Below are 18,914 nucleotides of genomic sequence, written 5' to 3'. Positions count from 1 at the left end.
TTAACCCCGGCTCCGGTATTGATTGACGGCCTGCAGGCTGGTGTTCAGATTCGGCAGCTCAACCGCGGCCGAACCCGCATCCACCTGCTTGACCAGGTCGATCACAGTCTGGGTCTTCTTCGAGGTATTGTCGAAGTAGCGCGTGAGTGCGGCCTGCGCCGCCTGCAGATCGGACTTCAGCGTGGTCTGGTTGCGCGAGAGCAGGGCAAGCCGTGCCGACAGCAAACGCAGTTTCAGATTCTCGCGCAGGAAGTAGCCTTGATCGGGCGTGACGAGCATGGCGTCGGCGTTGTCGATACGGCGCACCTGGACGAGACTCGTCAACTGCTGGCCGATGCCGGTCGTGACTTCGCGCCACCAGACTTTCCAGCGCGGCTCGCCGGTGGCCGCGGCCACCTTCGCCGTGTCGGCCCAGGTGGCGGCCTTCGGTGTGGCGTGCGCGATCGGCGCCTCGCCGGAGAGCGGCAGGCTGTCGACCTGGTCGATCGCGTTGTCGAGCTTGATCGCCATACCCGTCAGATCCGTGGACGGCGCGGCCTTCAGTTTGTCGATATCTTGCGCGATGGCCTTGCGCACCGTGACGGCCTGCGGGCTATCCGATGCGGCAAGCCGCGTATCCGCGCTTTGTAGCGCGAACAGCGCGAGTTGCGTATTGCCGGTGAGCTGCAATTGCTGGCTCGCGGCCGACAGCATCTGGCCGACTTCGGCCATGGTCCAGTCGTCGCGATTGCGGGCGAGATCGGTGTATTGCTGTTGCAAGGCCTGCTGCGCGGTTTGCGCATCGGCGAGCTTGCCTTCGAGTTGCGCGACCTGCGCGTCCGATTGTTTAACCGTGGCCAGCGCCTGATCGGTCTTGATGCGCAACTCGTTGGTCTGCGCGTCGTTCGCCTGCTGGCGTTGCGCGAGTTGCTGCTCGGTGCGCTCCACCTTGCGATTGAGCGCATAGCCGCCCACGCCCGCCGCACAAGCGATGATCACGACGACAAACCACAGCAGCGGTCCGCTCGCGCTGCGGCGCTTTTGCGCTTCGTAGGGCGTGAAGGGTGGATTCGGCGGCAACGCAGTGGTTGCGGCCGGCTGGGGTGAAGCGTTCGTGGATGCGTTCGTTTCAGTCATGCGTGATTTAGCCGGTGAATAAGCCGGGTTGGTCGGTACCGGTTGGACTACGGTCGGCACGGCAGCAAGCAAGGCGCGGGCAATGCGATCGTCGCCCGCGCCGGACACCGTAATGCTATCAAAACCCAATGCCCGCGCGGTCTGCGCGATGCGGGGGTGAGGCGTGACCAGGTTGGCGCGCTTCAGTTGCACGATTTCATCCGCGGTCAGATGCTCCTGCGCGAGTTCGTGCAGATTGCGCACCCCTTCCGAACTGGTGAGCAGCCATGCGTGCGGCGCGCCGGCCAGCAGCGCGTGCACGCGTGCCCAGCCGCCGATCGACGGTTCCGGCACGAGGCGGCGATAAGCCGCCACCGTTTCGACTTCCGCGCCCGCTTCGCGCAAACGGTCGGCCAGCCATTCGCGGCCGCCGTCGCCGCGCACGATCAGCACGCGCTTGCCTTCGAGACTCGTTGCGCCAAGCGCGCTGTCGATAGCCGCGAACAGGCCTTCTGAATCGAAACGCGCGGTGTCGTCTTCCACCGCGGAGGAGTTGGGACTGATGACGCGGTACGCCGGCGCGGCGACGCCGTGACGCGCCAGCGCTTGCACACTGCCCGGCCCGACTACGCCAATCGGCAACGCGTGCGGCCAGATCGTATCGCGGCGGGCAAACGCGTGATCGATCGCATTGGGCGACACGAAGACGACTAACGCATAGCGCTCGAGCGCATCCAGCGCCGCGCGCAACGGCGCTTCGTCGGTAACGGGCGCAATGTCGATCAGCGGAAAGTCGAGCACGGCAACGCCCGCCGCCGCGAGTTGCGCGGCTAACTCGTTCGACTGACCGGCCGGTCGCGTTATCACGACCGTGAACGCCGCCTTGTCGACGTGTGCGGATGCGTTGCCCGGGATATCGGCCGCCATCACTCGCCGGTCGCCGCGCTATCCGGCGCGCCGTCTGACGACGCTGCCGCAGGACCGCTAGCCGTGCTCAACGCACGGACGATGTCCATCGCACCTTGCTGTTCAAGCGCGCTCGCCACTTCCTCACCAAGCGCAATCGCGCGCTCGACGGTGGGCGCCGGCGCCGATGCCTGCGCGCTCAATACACGCTGGCCGTCGGGCGTGGCGACGATGCCGCGCAGATGCAACGCGCCGTCATGCCATTGCGCGTAGGCCGCGAGCGGCACTTCGCAGCTGCCGCCGAGGGCGCGCGAGACCATCCGCTCCGCTTCGACGGCCGCTGCCGTATGTTCGTGATGCAGCGGCGCGAGCCATGCCGCGAGGTCCGCGCGATCGGCGCGAATCTCGATGCCGAGCGCGCCCTGGCCGGCTGCGGGCAAGCTGTCTTCCGGATCCAGATTTGCGCGGATGCGCTCGCCGAGACCCAGACGCTTCAAACCGGCCGCCGCCAGAATGATCGCCGCATAGTCGCCGCGATCGAGTTTCGCGAGGCGGGTGTCGAGATTGCCGCGCAACGGGCGCACTACGAGATGCGGATAACGCATGCGCAGCATGGCCTCGCGGCGCAAGCTGGACGTGCCGACCACCGCCCCTGCCGGCAATGCGGCAAGCGAGTCGTATTGGTTGGAAACCAGCGCGTCGCGCGGATCTTCGCGCTCCATGATGGTGGACAGTGCAAAGCCCTCAGGCAGCTCCATCGGCACGTCTTTGAGCGAATGCACGGCCAGATCGGCGCGGCCGTCGGCCAGCGCCGCTTCCAGTTCCTTGACGAAAAGGCCCTTACCACCAACCTTCGACAAAGTGCGATCCAGAATTTGATCGCCACGTGTCGTCATTCCGAGGATTTTTACGTCACAAGATGGATATAATTTGTGCAGCGCACATCGCACATGCTCCGCCTGCCACATGGCAAGGCGGCTTTCTCGCGACGCAATCACAAGCGTGTGGGGTGGCGTAGAAAACGTCTCGGTGTTCATTAGCTTGCTGATTGAATGACGGGGTGTAATAACAATCAATGTTAGCACGCGCCCTTGTGTCTCAAGGCACAGCGGAGCGCCGTGCCGGCGCGGTATCGATGGAGGAGACGGGCCTCGGCGCAGCGCGCCTGCCCCATCCCTGCCTGTTCAAGCACGGTCGTTCGCGCACCGGAGCGCGGCATGCGGGATGATGCAATGCGGCGCAACGTGCCCGGCAGACAGGCCAGGCATCTCGTGCGCTTTGTGCAAATGCTCGCGGCTCCCTCTCCGGCGTGTTGTCATCGGCGGCCATCGGCCGCATACCGCTTCGTACTGGTTTCGCGCAGTTCACGTTGCAACTCATACGCAGTTCCGCAGTAGCAGTTCATCACTCAACAGACCCTGGCTTCCCTGAGGAAACCCATCGTGACGTCTTCCGGATCGGCGCGCCCTGCCCGCCGCAACACTGCATCGCCCAACGCTCAAGCGGCCGACGCCGCCGCTTCTGCTTCCGCTTCCGTCTCCGCCGCCACGGCTGCCCAGTCCACCCCGGCCAAACGCGCCGGCAAAGCCGGCAAGACAAGCCAGCCTGCCAACGTCGCCAAAACCGCCAGGTCCGCCAAAACCTCCGCGAAGGCCAATAAAGCGGTGAAGGACGTCAAGACAGAAAAGGTAGCGCAAGCCGCGAAAGCGCCCAAGCTGCAAGCCGTTTCGCAGGACGCGGCCGTGCCCGCGCCCGCGCCGAAAAGCAGCGCCCGCACGCGCGAAGACAAGGATCATCCGCTGTTTCAGGACATCCGCTATCTGGGACGCCTGCTCGGCGACGTGCTGCGTGAACAGGAAGGCGACGCGGTGTTCGACGTCGTGGAAACGATCCGTCAGACCGCCGTGCGTTTTCGCCGTGAAGACGACAACGCCGCCGCCCAGACGCTCGACAAGAAACTGCGCTCGCTGAGCCCGGAGCAAACGGTCAGCGTGGTGCGCGCGTTCAGCTACTTTTCGCACCTTGCGAATATCGCCGAAGACCGCCACCGCAATCGCCGTCACCGGATTCACGCGCTGGCCGGCTCGACCTCGCAACCGGGCACCATGGCGCATACGCTCGAACGGCTGGTCGCCGCGGGCGCCGCCGCGACGCCGGTTCTGCAGCAGTTCTTCAACGAAGCGCTGATCGTGCCGGTCCTGACCGCGCACCCCACCGAAGTGCAGCGCAAGAGCATTCTCGACGCACAGCACGACGTCGCGCGGCTCTTGGCCGAACGCGATCAGCCGTTGACCGACCGCGAGCGCGCGCATAACGAAGCGATGCTGCGCGCCCGCGTCACGTCGCTGTGGCAAACGCGCATGCTGCGTGATTCGCGCCTCTCCGTGGCCGACGAAATCGAGAACGCGCTGTCGTACTATCGCGCCACCTTCCTCGAAGAAATCCCGGCGCTCTACGCCGATATCGAAGAAGCGCTCACCGAACACGGTATCGACGCCCGCCTGCCGCCGTTCTTCCAGATGGGCAGCTGGATCGGCGGCGACCGCGACGGCAATCCGAACGTCACGGCCGAAACGCTCGAGAACGCGATTACCCGCCAGGCCGCGGTGATCTTCGAGCACTACATGGAGCAGGTGCACAAGCTCGGCGCCGAGTTGTCGGTGTCGAACCTGCTGGCCGGCGCGAGCGATGAGCTCAAAGCACTCGCCGCCGCTTCGCCCGATCAGTCGCCGCACCGCACCGACGAACCGTACCGCCGCGCATTGATCGGCATGTACACACGGCTCGCGGCTAGCGCCCGAGTGCGCCTGGGCGAAGGCAGCGTGCCGGTGCGCAGCGCCGGCCGCGGCGCGGCGCCGATACGTGCAATACCGTATGACGATTCCGCCGATTTCGTGCGCGACCTGCACGTGCTGATCGATTCGCTGGCCGCGCATCATGGCGCGCCGCTCGCCGCACCGCGCCTGTCGCCGCTCGCGCGTGCCGCCGAAGTATTCGGCTTCCATCTGGCGAGCATCGACTTGCGCCAAAGCTCGGACATCCATGAAGCCGTGGTCGCCGAGTTGCTGAAGCGCGCGGGCGTCGAAAACGACTACGCGTCGCTCGCCGAAGAAGACAAGCTCAAGGTGCTGCTCGCCGAGCTTTCGCAGCCGCGCCCGCTGCGTCTGCCCTACACCGAGTACTCCGATCTCGTGAAGAGCGAACTCGGCGTGCTCGAGGAAGCGCGCGTCACGCGTGAAAAGTTCGGCCTGCGCGCAGTGCGCAACTACATCATTTCGCACACGGAGACCGTCAGCGATCTGGTCGAAGTCATGTTGCTGCAAAAGGAAACCGGCCTGCTGCAAGGACGTTTGGGCGACGCGAACGATCCGGCGAGAGCAGGCTTGATGGTGATTCCGCTGTTCGAGACGATCCCCGACTTGCGCAACGCGCCGCACATCATGCGCGATCTGATCGCGCTGCCGGGCATGGATGCCTTGATCGAACACCAGGGCAACGAACAGGAAGTGATGCTCGGCTATTCGGACAGCAACAAGGACGGCGGCTTCCTGACGTCGAACTGGGAGCTGTATCGCGCCGAGCTGGCGCTGGTGTCGCTGTTCAATCAACGCGGCGTGACGCTGCGCCTGTTCCACGGCCGGGGCGGCACGGTTGGCCGTGGCGGTGGCCCGACGTATCAGGCGATTCTGTCGCAGCCGCCGGGCACCGTCGACGGCCAGATCCGTTTGACCGAACAGGGCGAAGTGATCGCCAGCAAGTTCGGCAATCCGGAAATCGGCCGGCGCAATCTGGAAACGGTCGTGGCCGCGACGCTTGAAGCTTCGTTGTTGCCGCACGGGATTGCGCCCGCACAACTGCCGGCCTTCGAAGAGACCATGCAGCAGTTGTCCGACGCGGCGATGGCGTCGTATCGCGCGCTGGTCTACGAAACGCCGGGCTTCAAGGAGTATTTCTTCGAGTCGACGCCGATCTCGGAGATCGCCGAGTTGAACATCGGCAGCCGTCCGGCTTCGCGCAAACTGCAGGACCCGAAGCAACGCAAGATCGAAGACCTGCGCGCGATTCCGTGGGGCTTCTCATGGGGCCAATGCCGTTTGTTGCTGACCGGCTGGTACGGTTTCGGCAGCGCGGTGGCCGCGCATCTGGACAGTGCGCCGAGCGACGCCGAGCGCGCCCGCCGCCTTGCGCTGCTCAAGAAGATGCACAAGACCTGGCCGTTCTTCTCGAACCTGCTCTCCAATATGGACATGGTGCTGGCAAAGACCGACCTCGCGGTGGCCTCGCGCTACGCGCAGCTCGTGACGGACAAGAAGCTGCGCAAGCACGTGTTCGAGCGGATCGTCGCGGAATGGGAGCGGACCTCGAAGGTGCTGTCGGAGATCACCGGCAAGAGCGAACGGCTCGCGGAGAATCCGCTGCTCGCGCGTTCGATCAAGAACCGCTTCCCGTATCTCGACCCGCTCAATCACTTGCAGGTCGAGTTGCTCAAACGTCACCGTGCGGGGGACACCAACGCGCGCGTGCGGCGCGGGATTCACCTGACCATCAACGGGATCGCGGCGGGCTTGCGCAATACCGGCTAACGGTTGCCGGTTGCCGCGTGGCGAAGGTGCGGCGTGTTGCACCTCGCTGCGTTGGCTTGAATTGACTCGCTGCACTACGGCGGAATGTCGGTTTCGGCATTCCGCCGTTTTCTTTTAGCGTGGCTCGCTGCACCTCGTTGCCTGCCGCCTACTGCGCCTCGACCATCAGCGCGTCGAGCTTGAACGAACCATCTTCCTGCACCTCGAAATACTGGCGCACCTCGTCGGGCGAATTGCTCCACAACGAGCGAATCGCCACCACGCGCGGCTCCGGCGTGCGCATGCGCGCCACCCACGAACTGAACTCGATCGCGATGCGCCAACGCTCACGAATCGATGCCTTGAAACCGGCCGCTTCGAAAAACGCAATCCATTCGTCGGCGCGGTAGTCGCGGATGTGCGAGCCATCGCGCAATACTTCGACCGCCTGAATATGCGTGTCGAGCAGCGGATGATCGGCGCCGGCGATGTCGATGAACAGCACCTTGCCGCCTGGCTTCAACACGCGGCGCACTTCGGCCAGCGCGAGCGGCACGTCGTGCCAGTGGTGCGCGCTCATCCGGCTGATGATCCAGTCGAACGAATGGTCGTCGAACGGCAGCGTTTCCGCGGCGCCCTGCTGCGTGCGAATGTTGGCAAGGCCGCGCTCCTTCGCCGCGCCGTCGACCGTCGCCAGCATTTGCGGCGCGATGTCGTACGCGACCACTTCCTTTGCATGCGGCGCCACCGCGAAACTCGCGTGACCCGCGCCGCAGCCCATGTCGAGCACCCGGGCGCCCGGCGTCGCCGCGATCGATTCGGCCAGCGTCTGCAGGTCGGCGCCGGTGGCATGCGTCTGACTCGTCAAATACGCGGCGGCGGTCGAGCCGAAGGCGTCGGCGACCTGATCGTGATGCTTCATGGAAGACTCCCGTTGTCTATGTGGGGGTTGGTTGGGCGTGGGCCGGATGGGTCTGAACGGCGCTGGGTCGTTCCAACCGTTACCGTTACAATAGAACCGGTCGTGTACCAGTACAAGTTAAGCAATTATTCTGGTATCAATAACACTACCCCGGCACAATCCCAGCACAACCCCGACACCACCCCGCTTCCTCCAAGCGCAGCCCGACAAGAATGACCACGCCGCCCTCCGCCGACCAGCCGCCGCCACTCGACGCCACGCCTGCCCGCGCACTCGGCGATTTCATCCGCGCCCACCGTGAACGGCTCACGCCGCAAGCGCTCGGCCTGCCGCCCGGCCCGCGCCGCCGCACCCCCGGCCTGCGGCGCGAGGAAGTCGCGCAACTATGCGGCGTCAGTCCGACCTGGTACACGTGGATCGAACAGGGCCGCCCGGTCTCCGCTTCCGCCGAGGCGCTGGCGCGAATCGCCGTGGCATTGCAACTGTCGCGCGCCGAGCGGGCGTATCTGTTCGAACTGGCCGCGCAGCGCGACCCAGCCGAGCCCGATCCGGCCGCCGCCGATGCCCCCGCCACCCTGCTCGAAACCGTGCAGCTCGTGAACGCCCCGGCTTACGTGCTCGACCGCCAGTGGAACGCGCTGGCGTGGAACGCGCGCGCCGCCGACCTGTTCGTCGGCTGGCTGGACGGCACCCACGACCGCAATCTGCTGCGCTACACCTTCACCGAACCGGCCGCCCGCGAACTGATCGCCGACTGGGAAACGCGCGCGCGACGCCTCGCCGCCGAATTCCGCGCCGACTCGATTCGCCATCTGAACGACGCGCCCACCCGTGGGCTGATCGACTCGCTCACCGCCGCCAGCGACGCGTTTGCGCGTTTCTGGGCGTCGCAAGACGTCGGCGGCCGGGAAGGCGGCCGGCGCGAATTCAACCATCCGCGCGACGGCCGTATCGTCTACGACCAGATCACCTTCAAGCCCGCGCATCGCGAGGATCTGAAGCTGGTGGTGCTGGTGCGGGAATAGCGGCGCTATTGCCTGAGCAGCGCCTGGGCGGGCGGCGTCTTTGGCGCGGTCCGCCGGTGTTAAAATCCCGGTCTTTCGCTCATCCCGATGGCGCCCGCCCTGTACGCGAACGCCGTCAGCGTCCTCACCTCGTTCAAAGCCCAACACCATGACGTCCCAACTGCACAAAAAAGGCGAAGCCTGGTCGGCTCGCTTCTCGGAGCCGATGTCGGAGCTCGTCAAACGCTACACGTCGTCGGTTTTCTTCGACAAGCGTCTGGCGCTCGTCGATATCGAAGGGTCGCTCGCGCACGCCTCGATGCTGGCCGCGCAGAAGATCATCGCCGCCGACGACCTCGCCGCGATCCAACGCGGCATGGCGCAGATCAAGGGTGAAATCGAGCGAGGCGAGTTCGAGTGGCAACTCGATCTGGAAGACGTCCACCTGAACATCGAAGCACGCCTGACCGCGCTGATCGGCGATGCCGGCAAGCGCCTGCACACGGGCCGCTCGCGCAACGATCAGGTCGCGACCGACATCCGCCTGTGGCTGCGTGGCGAGATCGACCGCATCGGCGGGCTGCTGACGGAACTGCGCACGGCCCTGCTCGACATGGCGGAGAAGAACGCCTCGACCATCATGCCCGGCTTCACGCACTTGCAGGTGGCGCAGCCGGTCACCTTCGGCCATCACCTGCTGGCCTACGTCGAAATGTTTTCGCGCGACGCCGAACGCATGATCGATTGCCGCAAGCGTGTGAATCGCCTGCCGTTGGGTGCGGCGGCGCTCGCCGGCACCAGCTATCCGATCGACCGTCATGCGGTGGCGAAGACCTTGGGCTTCGACGGCATCTGCGCAAACTCGCTGGATGCGGTGTCCGATCGTGACTTCGCGATCGAATTCACGGCAGCGTCGGCGCTGGTGATGACGCACGTGTCGCGCTTCTCGGAAGAACTGGTTTTGTGGATGAGTCCGCGCGTCGGCTTCATCGATCTGGCCGACCGTTTCTGCACCGGCTCGTCGATCATGCCGCAGAAGAAGAACCCGGACGTGCCCGAACTCGCGCGTGGCAAGACGGGCCGCGTGAACGGTCATCTGATCGCGCTGCTCACGTTGATGAAAGGCCAGCCGCTCGCCTACAACAAGGACAACCAGGAAGATAAGGAACCGCTGTTCGACACCGTCGATACGGTTGCGGACACGCTGCGCATCTTCGCTGAAATGGTCGCGGGCATCTCGGTGAAGCCGCAAGCCATGCGCGACGCCGCGTTGCAAGGCTTCTCCACGGCCACCGATCTCGCCGATTACCTCGTCAAGCGCGGCCTGCCGTTCCGCGACGCGCACGAAGCCGTGGCGCTGGCGGTTCGCGTGTGCGCCGATCGCGGCTGCGATCTGGCCGACCTGACGCTGGAAGAAATGCGCCAGGAACTGCCGAACGTCGCGCACCTGATCGGCCAAGACGTGTTTTCGTATCTGACGCTCGAAGGTTCGGTGGCCAGCCGCAACCATCCGGGCGGCACGGCGCCGGAGCAGGTGCTGGCCGCGGTCAAGGCCGCACGCGCAGCGTTGAAGTAATGTAACGGTAAGGCGCGGCACCAAAACAAAGGCGAACTCATCAACGAGTTCGCCTTTTTTGTTTTCGTGACCGGACTGATCGACTGCGCAAAGCACCGCGCAAAAAAGAAAGCCCGCGCGAAGCGGGCCAAATGAAAGACTTCCACCGATGCCTCTCGAAAGAGGCCATCGAAGTGTAGGCTCGTTTTAGCCGAAGAGAAATCCGGTCATATTTCAGCCTGTTACAACGCCACCGTCTCCGGTAACGGGGTAAGAAAGCCCGCGTCGCGCAGATAGCCGATGTAAAGCCGGATCATCGCGCCGTAGTCGGTTGTCAACGCCACGCCGTGCCGCGCCAGTTCGGTCAACGTGTCGATCTGCTCGACCGGCAACGGTGCGCCGGAAAGGTCACCGGTATAGAAGTCGCGAATCAGCGCCAAACCGTTCGACGCATCGAGACCCGCCAGACGCCGCTGCCAGTCTGCCGGCGCCTGTGCTGCGGCATGCAAGCCACAAGCAGCGAGCACAGCAAACCACTGACGCAGGGACAGGGCGAACGGATTGTTCAGGTTCGCCACGCGGATGCCGGCACGCGGGTGCAACACCATTGCCGTCAGCGCGTTCGCGAGCTGATCGACCGGCATCATTTCGACTTCCCGCGCCGTTTCCGGATAGGCACCGAGTTGCAAGCAGCCCTGGGTGAACAGCCAGAAATGGTTGCGCGCGAAATTGCTAAAACCGGTGCGGCTGTCGCCGGTGATATTGCCGGGTCGTGCAATGAGCGCCGGCAAGCCGAAGCGGCGTGCGCATTCCGCGACCCGTTGTTCGCCCACCCATTTCGTCAGCAGATAGCCGTTATCCAGCAACGGGCGCGCGTTGCTCACCTGCTCGTCGATGCGCACGGCTCCCTCCAGCATCTCGCCAACCGACAGCGTCGAGACAAAACAGAACGGCTTTTGCCGCTGAGTCAGCGCGAGCCGCAGCAAAGCCTCGGTGCCGCCGACATTCGCAGCCTTCATCGCCTCGTAGCTATGCAGGTGATGGACGAATGCGCCGCAGTGCAGGATCGTGTCGACCTCCACCGCGAGTTGCCGCCAGCGCGATGTGTCGAGCCCGAGCTGCGGCGCGGCAAGATCGGCAGGAATCACCTCGACGCGGCTGAAGTCGATCGCCAGCCCCGCCTCGCGCGCCTTCTCCTCCAACACAGCTCGTCCGGCATCAGCGCTCGCGCAGCGTTGCAGGCAAATCACCTTGTCGATCCGGACGCACAACGCGTGCAGCAGGTAAATGCCGAGGAAACCGCTCGCGCCGGTCAGCAGCATCGTGCGAATCGGCGCCGGCCTGGCTGCGTCAGAGCAAGCGGGCGCGGCGTGTTCGACAACGAACGGTGCCGACGCATCGGCAATCGCGCGCTCGATCATGTCCTCGTGACCGCCGTGCGCGAGCGTCGCGATGGTCGGCGAACGGTAGAACGCAGCCATCGTGAAGTCGATGCCGAGCGTATCGCGCAATTGCGCCTGCATCCGCACGGCCAGAATCGAATTGCCGCCGAGTCGGAAGAAGCTGTCGTCGCGGCCGATGCCGGAAACACGCAGCAGCGTCTGCCAGATCTCGGCGATGCAACGCTCGACGCCTTCGCGTGGCGGCGTACCGCCTGCACGTGGGGGCGCGGGCAACGCCTTGCGATCGTGTTTGCCGTTCGGCGACGCCGGCAGCGCGTCCAGCCGGATGAAACACGCCGGCACCATGTAGTCGGGCAGCGCCTGCGACACATGGCGGCGCAGCGTGTCTTCATCGGGCACCGCACCGTCTTCGTCCGATCCGGCAACGCCGACGTAGTACGCGGCCAGATAGCGCGCGTCACCTTCGCCCCACACGCGACACGCGGCATGCGCGACACCGGGCGCGGCCGCGATGCAATTCTCGATCTCGCCGAGTTCGATGCGAAAACCGCGCAGCTTGACCTGCTCGTCGTTGCGGCCAAGGTATTCGATCGTGCCGTCGGAGAGAAAACGGCCGAGGTCGCCCGTCCGGTACATCAGCGCGTACGGTGCATCGCGAAACGGATCGACCACGAACCGCTCCATCGTCATGGCCGACTGGTTGATGTAGCCGCGCGCCAGATTTTCGCCGCCGATATAGATTTCGCCGACCGTGCCGGGCGGCGCCAGTTGCCGTTGCGCATTCAGCAGATAGAGCCGGTAACCCGGCAGCGGCTTGCCGATGATGCGGCTCGGGCCGCCCGGCAAGACTTGTCCGCACGAGGCCATCACGGTGATTTCGGTGGGGCCGTACAGGCTGAATAGCCGCGTGTGTTCACTCCACCAGGCAGCGCTCGGTTCGTCCAGCGTATCGCCGCCGAATCCAAGCAGTTGCAGATCGGGCAGCGGCTCGCGCGGCAGGCTTTGCACCACGACCGGTGCAAGCGACGCATGCGTGACACGCTCCGCTTTCAGCAGGCTGTGCAACAGGCGCGGATCGCGGCGCGCCTGCTCCGGCAGCACGATGAGCGTGCCGCCGTGCAGCAGCGCGAGAAACAGATCGAGCACGCTTGCGTCGAAATTGGTGGACGCCGCCAGGGTGCTGATGCTACCCGGCATATAGCCGAGCGCGCGACTCGCGGCGGCCACCATTCGAACCACGCTGTGATGTTCGACCAGCACACCCTTCGGCTTGCCGGTCGAGCCCGACGTGTGGATCACATAAGCGAGCGTCTCGGGAACCACAGCCTGCGGCCGGTGCGGCTGCCCCACCTGCTTCGCCAGCAGCGCCGGGGCGATCTGGTGCAATTCGCCGAGGCCGGCGGCCTCCAGCGCGAGGCGGCTCGGTTCGTCGGCGAGCACTGTATCGACCGAACAGTTTTCGACGAAGTAGCGCAGGCGTTCGGCGGGATAGGCCGGGTCGAGCGGCACATACGCGCAACCGGCCTTGAGCGTGCCCAGCACGGCAGCCACCAGCAGGACGCTCTTCTGCATGCTCAAACCGATCCGCGCACCGGCCGGCATGCGGGCTGCCAAGCCGTGAGCGATAGCATCGCTGAGCGCGTCGAGTTCACGATAGCTGAGCTGCTGCTCGCCACAGCGCACGGCAACGCGCGATGCGTGTGCCGCGACCACCTCGGCGAAACGCGCCGGGATCGACTGCGCTGCATCGGGCAGCGGCTCGCCGCACGTGAAGCTCAAACACCGCGCATGTTGCGCATCACTCAGATAGGCAAGTTGGCCGACCGGCGTGTCAGGCTGACGAGCAGCGGCATCGCAAAGCGTCATGAACACTTCCGCCATCCGCTCAACCGAACCCTCATGCAGCACCGAACTGTCATATTCCAGGCGCCCGTCCAGCCCGCCGTCGGGCCGCACATAGAAAATCGCCGACAGGTCCGCTTTCGACGTCAGCGGAGGGCGTTCCTCAGCGTAATAAGCCGCTCCGCCGATGTGGCCGTTCAGCTCAATGCCGTTTTGCAGACTGAAGATCGTGTTGAGCGCGCCGAGCTGGTCGTTGTCCGTGTCGTAAGGCGTGGCGAGCAGATGATCGCGGTCGTCGAGCATCTGCCGTTGCACCGCGCGCGCCAGTTCGCCGAACCCTTGCCGCGTGTCGATGCGCTGCACCAGCACGGTCATCGACACGAACATGCCGTAGATCTGCTCGCTGCCCGGAACATCGCGGCCCGCATACGGATAGGCACAGGCCAGTTGCTGCTGGCCGCTCACGCGCCACAGCCAGACAAGATACAACGCGAATAGCAGAGGCGGCAACGTCATGTCGTGCGCATCGGCAATCTGCTTCAGGCGCCGCATCTGGGCCGGCCGTATATGTAGCGCCAACGAGCGGTTGGCGTTCGGTTCGCGCTGCAATGCGTCGAACGGCAATTCGGTGCGCAAGGCAAGCGCATCGAGCTTGCGTGTCCAGTACTCACGCGCGGCGGCAAAACGCGGCGATTGCACTAATTGCTGCGCCCAGCGACCGTGGTCGAACCACGAGAGCCGCTCTTCTGAAACCGGCCGGCCTTCGTAGCGCAACGTCAGTTCGTCGAGCAACAGTTTGAACGACCAGCCGTCGAAAATCGCGTGATGAATGCAGAGCAGCAACGTAGTGCGGCTTTCTTGCGGGGACATGAGCAATTGCGCACGCCACAACGGCGCACGGTCGAGCGGCAAATTCACTGCGCGCATGGCGTCGGCATACGCTTCGATCGCGCCGGCATCGCAGGTCTCCAAAGCAACGGAAATAGGCGCGGGCGAATTCGTCAGTTTGGCGGAAGTGCCCGGGAGCAGCCACAACTGTCCACCGCGTTCCGCGAAGCTCGCGGTGAAGATCGGGTTATGCGCGAATACGCCGACGAGTGCCTGGTGCAAGCGCAGCGGATTCGCTGCGCCGTCGAAGTCCACCCGCATCACGATGTTGTACGCGTTATCTGCAGGCTTGCCGAGCGCGCGGGTGTGCATCATCCGCACGAGCCGGCTAGCCACGGGCGCGGACGTGGGCGGACCTGCTTGCGCGGCGAGCGGCGGCAGCGCGGTGCCCGCTTCGACGCCCTGCCGCGCGCTTGTGCAAAAGGCGTCGAACTGCGGATGCTCGAACAGCGTCTTCAGCTTGACGGGTGCGGACAGGCTCGCGCTGACACGATTGCACACGAGCGTGGCAAGCAGCGAGTGGCCGCCCAGGTGGAAGAAGTGGCTGTCCTCCCCGACGCTGTCGAGCGGCACGCCCAGCACCTCCGACCAGATCGCTTGCACGGCCAGTTCGAAAGCGTCGAAAGCGCGCTTCGCGGAGTCGGCCGGACCGGCTTGCGGCGCCGGCAATCTGCTGCGGTCGATCTTGCCGTTGAGCGTCAAGGGCAGCGCCTCGACCGGCAGCAGAAAGGCCGGCACCATGTAATGCGCGAGTCGTTGCGCAAGACGACTTCGCAGCACCGCCGGCTCCAGCGCGGCCCCTGCATACCAGGCCACGAGGGCCGTCCCACCCTGCCGTTCGCAGGTGCCGACGTAGGCGCTACGCACCTCCGGTTGTTCGACGATGCTGGCCTCGATTTCGCCCAGTTCGATCCGGTAGCCGCGAATCTTCACCTGAAAATCGCTGCGCCCGAGAAATTCGATCGCGCCATCCGGCTGAAAACGGCCGAGGTCGCCGGAGCGGTAGAGACGTCCCGGGCCGAACGGATTCGCCCGAAATTTCTGCCCGGTTAGTTCGGGCCGCAGCAGATAGCCACGCGCAACCGCCGCGCCGCCAATGCAGATCTCGCCGATGCCGCCGAGCGGCACCGCTTCGCCTTCCTCATCGAGCAGATGAATCTGATAGCCGGGCAGCGGATGGCCCAGTTGATTGGCGGGCTTGTCGCCGTCGAAGGTGTTTTCGGTCGCCATCACGGTGGTCTCGGTCGGGCCGTAGATGTTCGACAGGCGCAGCATGCCGGACCAGAAGCGGATCGTCTCGTCGTCGCTCGCTTCACCGCCGCAGAGAATCGTGTCCAGATGCGGCAGCGCGCGCCGCGGCAGCAGCTTCAGAATCGCCGGCGGCAGGAACGCATGCGTGATGCGTTCGGCGTCGAGGAAGGCGGACAGTGCGTCGGCATCGGTGCGCACCGCCTCGGGCGCGACGATCAGATGGCCGCCGTGCGTCAGCGGATTGAAAATCTCCAGCACGCTGGCGTCGAAATTGACGGATGCGAACTGCAGCCAGCGCGTGCTCGCGTCACGCCGGTAGCGGCCCGTCAGCGAGGCGATCAGATGCGCCAGCATGCCGCGCTCGATGACCACGCCCTTGGGTTTGCCCGTCGTGCCCGAGGTGTAGATCACGTAGGCGGTGCGTTGCGGATCGAGCGGCGCGCCTCGCGCGAAAGCCGATCCGGCCAACCCGGCCGCCGGGCCTTTTAGCAGATCGTCGATCCGGTATAGCGCGCAATCGACCAGCGCGCTCAAACGCTCATGGGTTGCCGCATCGACAATCACGGCGCGCAGTTGCGCATCCTTGACGATGTAGCGCAAGCGCTCATCCGGCATCTGCGGGTCGAGCGGCAGGTAGCCCGCGCCATGGGTGAGCACGCCGAGCATGGCCGGAACGATGCTCGCGCCACGCGAAATGCAGATGCCGATCAACGCGTCCCGTCCATCAGCCGTGTCCGGCGCATTCGGGGCATTCACGGCATTTGGCGCATTCGGCGCGTGCGGTTCAAGCGCGGCCAGGGCTGCGCTCACGCGTTCGGCGGCGAGCGCCAGTTGCGCGTAGGTGAACGCAGCGTCCGAGCCGCTGACCGCGGGACGCGCGGCGTGCTCGCGAGCCGCCTGCGCGAACAGATCGACCACGTCCCGCGCGGGTGCGGCAAGCGAACCGCCATCGGACCACGCCGCGCAATGGCGCCGCAACACCGGCGTATACAGATCGATCGCATCGACCCTCTGCCCGAGACTCTCGCCGACGCGCCCGAGCAGCGCCGTCAGATGCCCGAACGCGAGACGCAGGCCGTCGAGTTCCTGGGGATAGCGGCTGTGCACGTGCAACGCGATCTTCGCGCAGGTCGAGGTAGACGCCGATGTCCTCGTGCGAGAAACGGCGCGAGTACGGCGCCAGCAAGGTCGCGGACAAGGTGCCGAGCACGAGTGCGTCGTAGGGCAAGCTGTCGGTTTCGCACACCACGTTGGTCGCGCGCACGAAACCCGGTTCGCGCCGCTCGATGTCGTGCAGCACCTCAAACGCCGGAAGTTCGGCGTGAAAATCCGCCATCTCGGCGCGCGCCGCCGCGTGCCGTAGAAACTGCCGCAGCGTCATCGTGTCGTCGAAGTCGGTCTTCAGGAAGCGCCGCCGTTCGTCGAAACCGATCGTCTCGTCGCGTTGACAGCGGCCGCGCTGGTGATGCGCGGTAAGCACCGCGCGGCTGCCGGTCATGCGGCGCAGCAGCACGTGAACGCACAGTTTGATCAGCAGATCGGGGGCGACGCCGAGCGTATGAGCCTCACTGCGCAAAGCGGCGCCTGTCCGCGCATCGAGGCGCAGCGTAAAGCTGCTGTCGGCGAGCGCATTTTGCGTGCGCGGCGCGTGCCATTCGAACGAAACGTCGCCCAGTTGGCCAATCCAGAAATCGAGGCCGGTCTGCAAACGGTCATTCGCGAGGAGCTCACGCTCGGCGTCGAGCAGGCCTTGCTGATCGATGCCGAGCGGTGCGAGCGGCGCTGTGCCGCGATAGATCCGCGAAAGCACATCGAACAACGGCCTCAGCGAAAAACGGTCGAGCAGAGCAGGATGGCAGGCGAACACGAGGTAACTCTGGGTGCCGGCGCGCAGCAGCGTGAACGCCCACGGCAGCCCGGCGTCCAGCCGGAAGCGACGCGCGCACAGGCCGTCGATCAACGACAGCGCAGCGGCTTCGTCACACTCGTCACGCCGGTCGAGATCGATCACGTTCAGTTGTGCTCGCACATCGCGGCGGATGACCCAGTGCGTGCCCTGTTCGGTGTCGACGAGCCGGTACGCAAGCGGCCGGCAGTGCGCCACCAGCTGTGTCACGGCAGCGGAAAGCCGCTCGATGTCGGGACAGCCGTCGATCCGGTAGACGGCACAGAGATTGGGGCCTGCGGCGGCATGCGCCAGGGTGCGGGATTGCGTGCGCGTCAGCGCAAAGGAAGTGTGTTCCAAACGATACCTCGTTGTCGGGGTGGACGGGGCCGATCGGCTCGCACAAGCGCCGGCCGCGCGCGACTCGTGACCGCGCCGCGGCGCTTCGCCAGATGGTCGGGCCCACGCTATTGACGTGAGGTTGTCGTCACCATAGGAAAACTCTTAGAACTCCTGCTGTGTGTGGATCGGTATTAACACTCGTTGATCAAACACGGCTTATGTCAGGCGGATCGCATCAGACTGAATGCGCTCATGCAGACGACAGAAAGGCAATGGAAAGAACACCACGCGTACCGCGTAGGCGAACCGGACTGCGGGGCACCGGACCGGCATACAGGGCGAACGACAATTGCATCCTGGCGCTTTTTGACTACCATCAAGTTAGACCCTGTCCCAATGCTTTCCACAACGATGCTCATCGGTATGCGTCACCTTCGCCGCTTGACCGGGCCCTGCGCTTGCCGCGTCGGCGGATCGCTATTGCAGGCGCATCGGGCGATGTCGGTATCCGTTTTGACCGTGGCGTCGACGCTGGTGCTTGCGGTCATGGCGGGCTGCACCATCACACCGCCCGATCGGCCGCTCGTCATCACGCCGGCCGCCGCCGTCAATAGCGCGACGCTCGATCAATACCGCAGCGCGGTCGCCAGACGCATCATCGAGCGCAGTCCGTCCTATGTGCTGCACGGCACACCGCAAGCCATGCTGCGCTCGCTGGTGGTGGTGTCGTTCACGGTGGATCGCAATGGCCAGGTGCTGCAGTCGTCGGTGTATCGCACCAATGGCGACGACGAAGCCGAGAGCACCGCGCTCGCCACCTTGCGGCGCGCCTCGCCGCTGCCGCAACCACCTGGCGCATTGCTGAATGGCCGCGGGCAGCTCGAACTGTTCGAGGACTGGCTCTTCAACGACAACGGCAAATTCCAGTTGCGCGAGTTCGCCTCGCCGCAAGCGCAAACCATCGAGTAAACGCAGCGCCGACGCAGCGAAAGCGGCAGGACGCGAGACCGGCCTCACCCTGCCTTGCTCCGTTGTGCGCCCGCTCGCTATAATTTTCCGATTCCCCAAGCCGGATCCCTCCGGCATGGCGCGCGCCGCCCGCTTACCCGTTGGTGCGGCGCGCGCCCGATTGCAGCACCGCCGCGCGACCCGCGCAGGCCGCCTGCCTGACATACGAACGACGCTGACGGCTCACTGCTGCCGTTGTAAGCTGTCGCATCGTCGCCCGCGCCGGGCATGGCTTCAACCGCCAGCAAGAC

At 65.2% G+C, this 18,914-nt stretch carries 9 protein-coding genes; 4 read left to right on the top strand and 5 right to left on the bottom strand.

Features of this window, described 5'->3' with window-relative positions; translation table 11 throughout:
- Both hemDX and hemC read right to left on the bottom strand, forming a co-directional pair.
- Entirely contained in the window at nucleotides 1-2,022 is a 2,022-nt protein-coding gene (hemDX, locus tag AC57B6_RS04465; RefSeq protein WP_496420761.1) for a fused uroporphyrinogen-III synthase HemD/membrane protein HemX, read from the bottom strand.
- Complete coding sequence (hemC, locus tag AC57B6_RS04460) at nucleotides 2,022-3,038, bottom strand: hydroxymethylbilane synthase (RefSeq protein ID WP_028196783.1); 1,017 nt, start codon at nucleotides 3,036-3,038, stop codon at nucleotides 2,022-2,024. Before hemC ends, hemDX begins: the two co-directional genes overlap by 1 nt.
- 405 nt (nucleotides 3,039-3,443) lie before the next feature.
- Here hemC and ppc point away from each other — a divergent pair, with 405 nt between their 5' ends.
- Nucleotides 3,444-6,584, top strand: a complete 3,141-nt coding sequence (gene ppc, locus AC57B6_RS04455) for a phosphoenolpyruvate carboxylase (protein WP_106352782.1) — start codon at nucleotides 3,444-3,446, stop codon at nucleotides 6,582-6,584.
- A gap of 148 nt (nucleotides 6,585-6,732) precedes the next feature.
- Here the strand turns inward: ppc and AC57B6_RS04450 are convergent, their stop codons facing one another.
- Nucleotides 6,733-7,485 carry a class I SAM-dependent methyltransferase gene (locus AC57B6_RS04450; protein ID WP_454805175.1) on the bottom strand — a complete coding sequence of 251 codons (753 nt, stop codon included), beginning with the start codon at nucleotides 7,483-7,485 and terminating at the stop codon, nucleotides 6,733-6,735.
- A 212-nt stretch (nucleotides 7,486-7,697) separates the two neighbouring features.
- On the opposite strand from AC57B6_RS04450, the gene AC57B6_RS04445 reads away from it, so the two are divergent.
- Together AC57B6_RS04445 and argH are read left to right on the top strand one after the other, a co-directional pair.
- Nucleotides 7,698-8,510: a helix-turn-helix transcriptional regulator gene (locus tag AC57B6_RS04445; protein ID WP_178368860.1), complete on the top strand. Its 813-nt coding sequence runs from the start codon at nucleotides 7,698-7,700 to the stop codon at nucleotides 8,508-8,510.
- Between the two features lie 148 nt (nucleotides 8,511-8,658).
- A complete protein-coding gene (gene argH / locus AC57B6_RS04440; RefSeq protein ID WP_496420760.1) occupies nucleotides 8,659-10,065 on the top strand; it encodes an argininosuccinate lyase in 1,407 nt (468 codons plus the stop codon).
- A 221-nt stretch (nucleotides 10,066-10,286) separates the two neighbouring features.
- Here the strand turns inward: argH and AC57B6_RS04435 are convergent, their stop codons facing one another.
- Nucleotides 10,287-16,184, bottom strand: coding sequence for a non-ribosomal peptide synthetase (locus AC57B6_RS04435; protein WP_496420806.1), 5,898 nt, complete (start codon nucleotides 16,182-16,184; stop codon nucleotides 10,287-10,289).
- A gap of 28 nt (nucleotides 16,185-16,212) precedes the next feature.
- Nucleotides 16,213-17,673, bottom strand: coding sequence for a condensation domain-containing protein (locus AC57B6_RS04430; RefSeq protein ID WP_496420759.1), 1,461 nt, complete (start codon nucleotides 17,671-17,673; stop codon nucleotides 16,213-16,215).
- A gap of 480 nt (nucleotides 17,674-18,153) precedes the next feature.
- Here AC57B6_RS04430 and AC57B6_RS04425 point away from each other — a divergent pair, with 480 nt between their 5' ends.
- Nucleotides 18,154-18,624: an energy transducer TonB family protein gene (locus AC57B6_RS04425; protein ID WP_046569922.1), complete on the top strand. Its 471-nt coding sequence runs from the start codon at nucleotides 18,154-18,156 to the stop codon at nucleotides 18,622-18,624.
- Nucleotides 18,625-18,914: the final 290 nt, after the last annotated feature.

The organism is Paraburkholderia sp. BGA-UO-ETr-F12, assembly GCF_059567945.1.
This window is presented reverse-complemented; position numbering and strand designations above follow the sequence as displayed.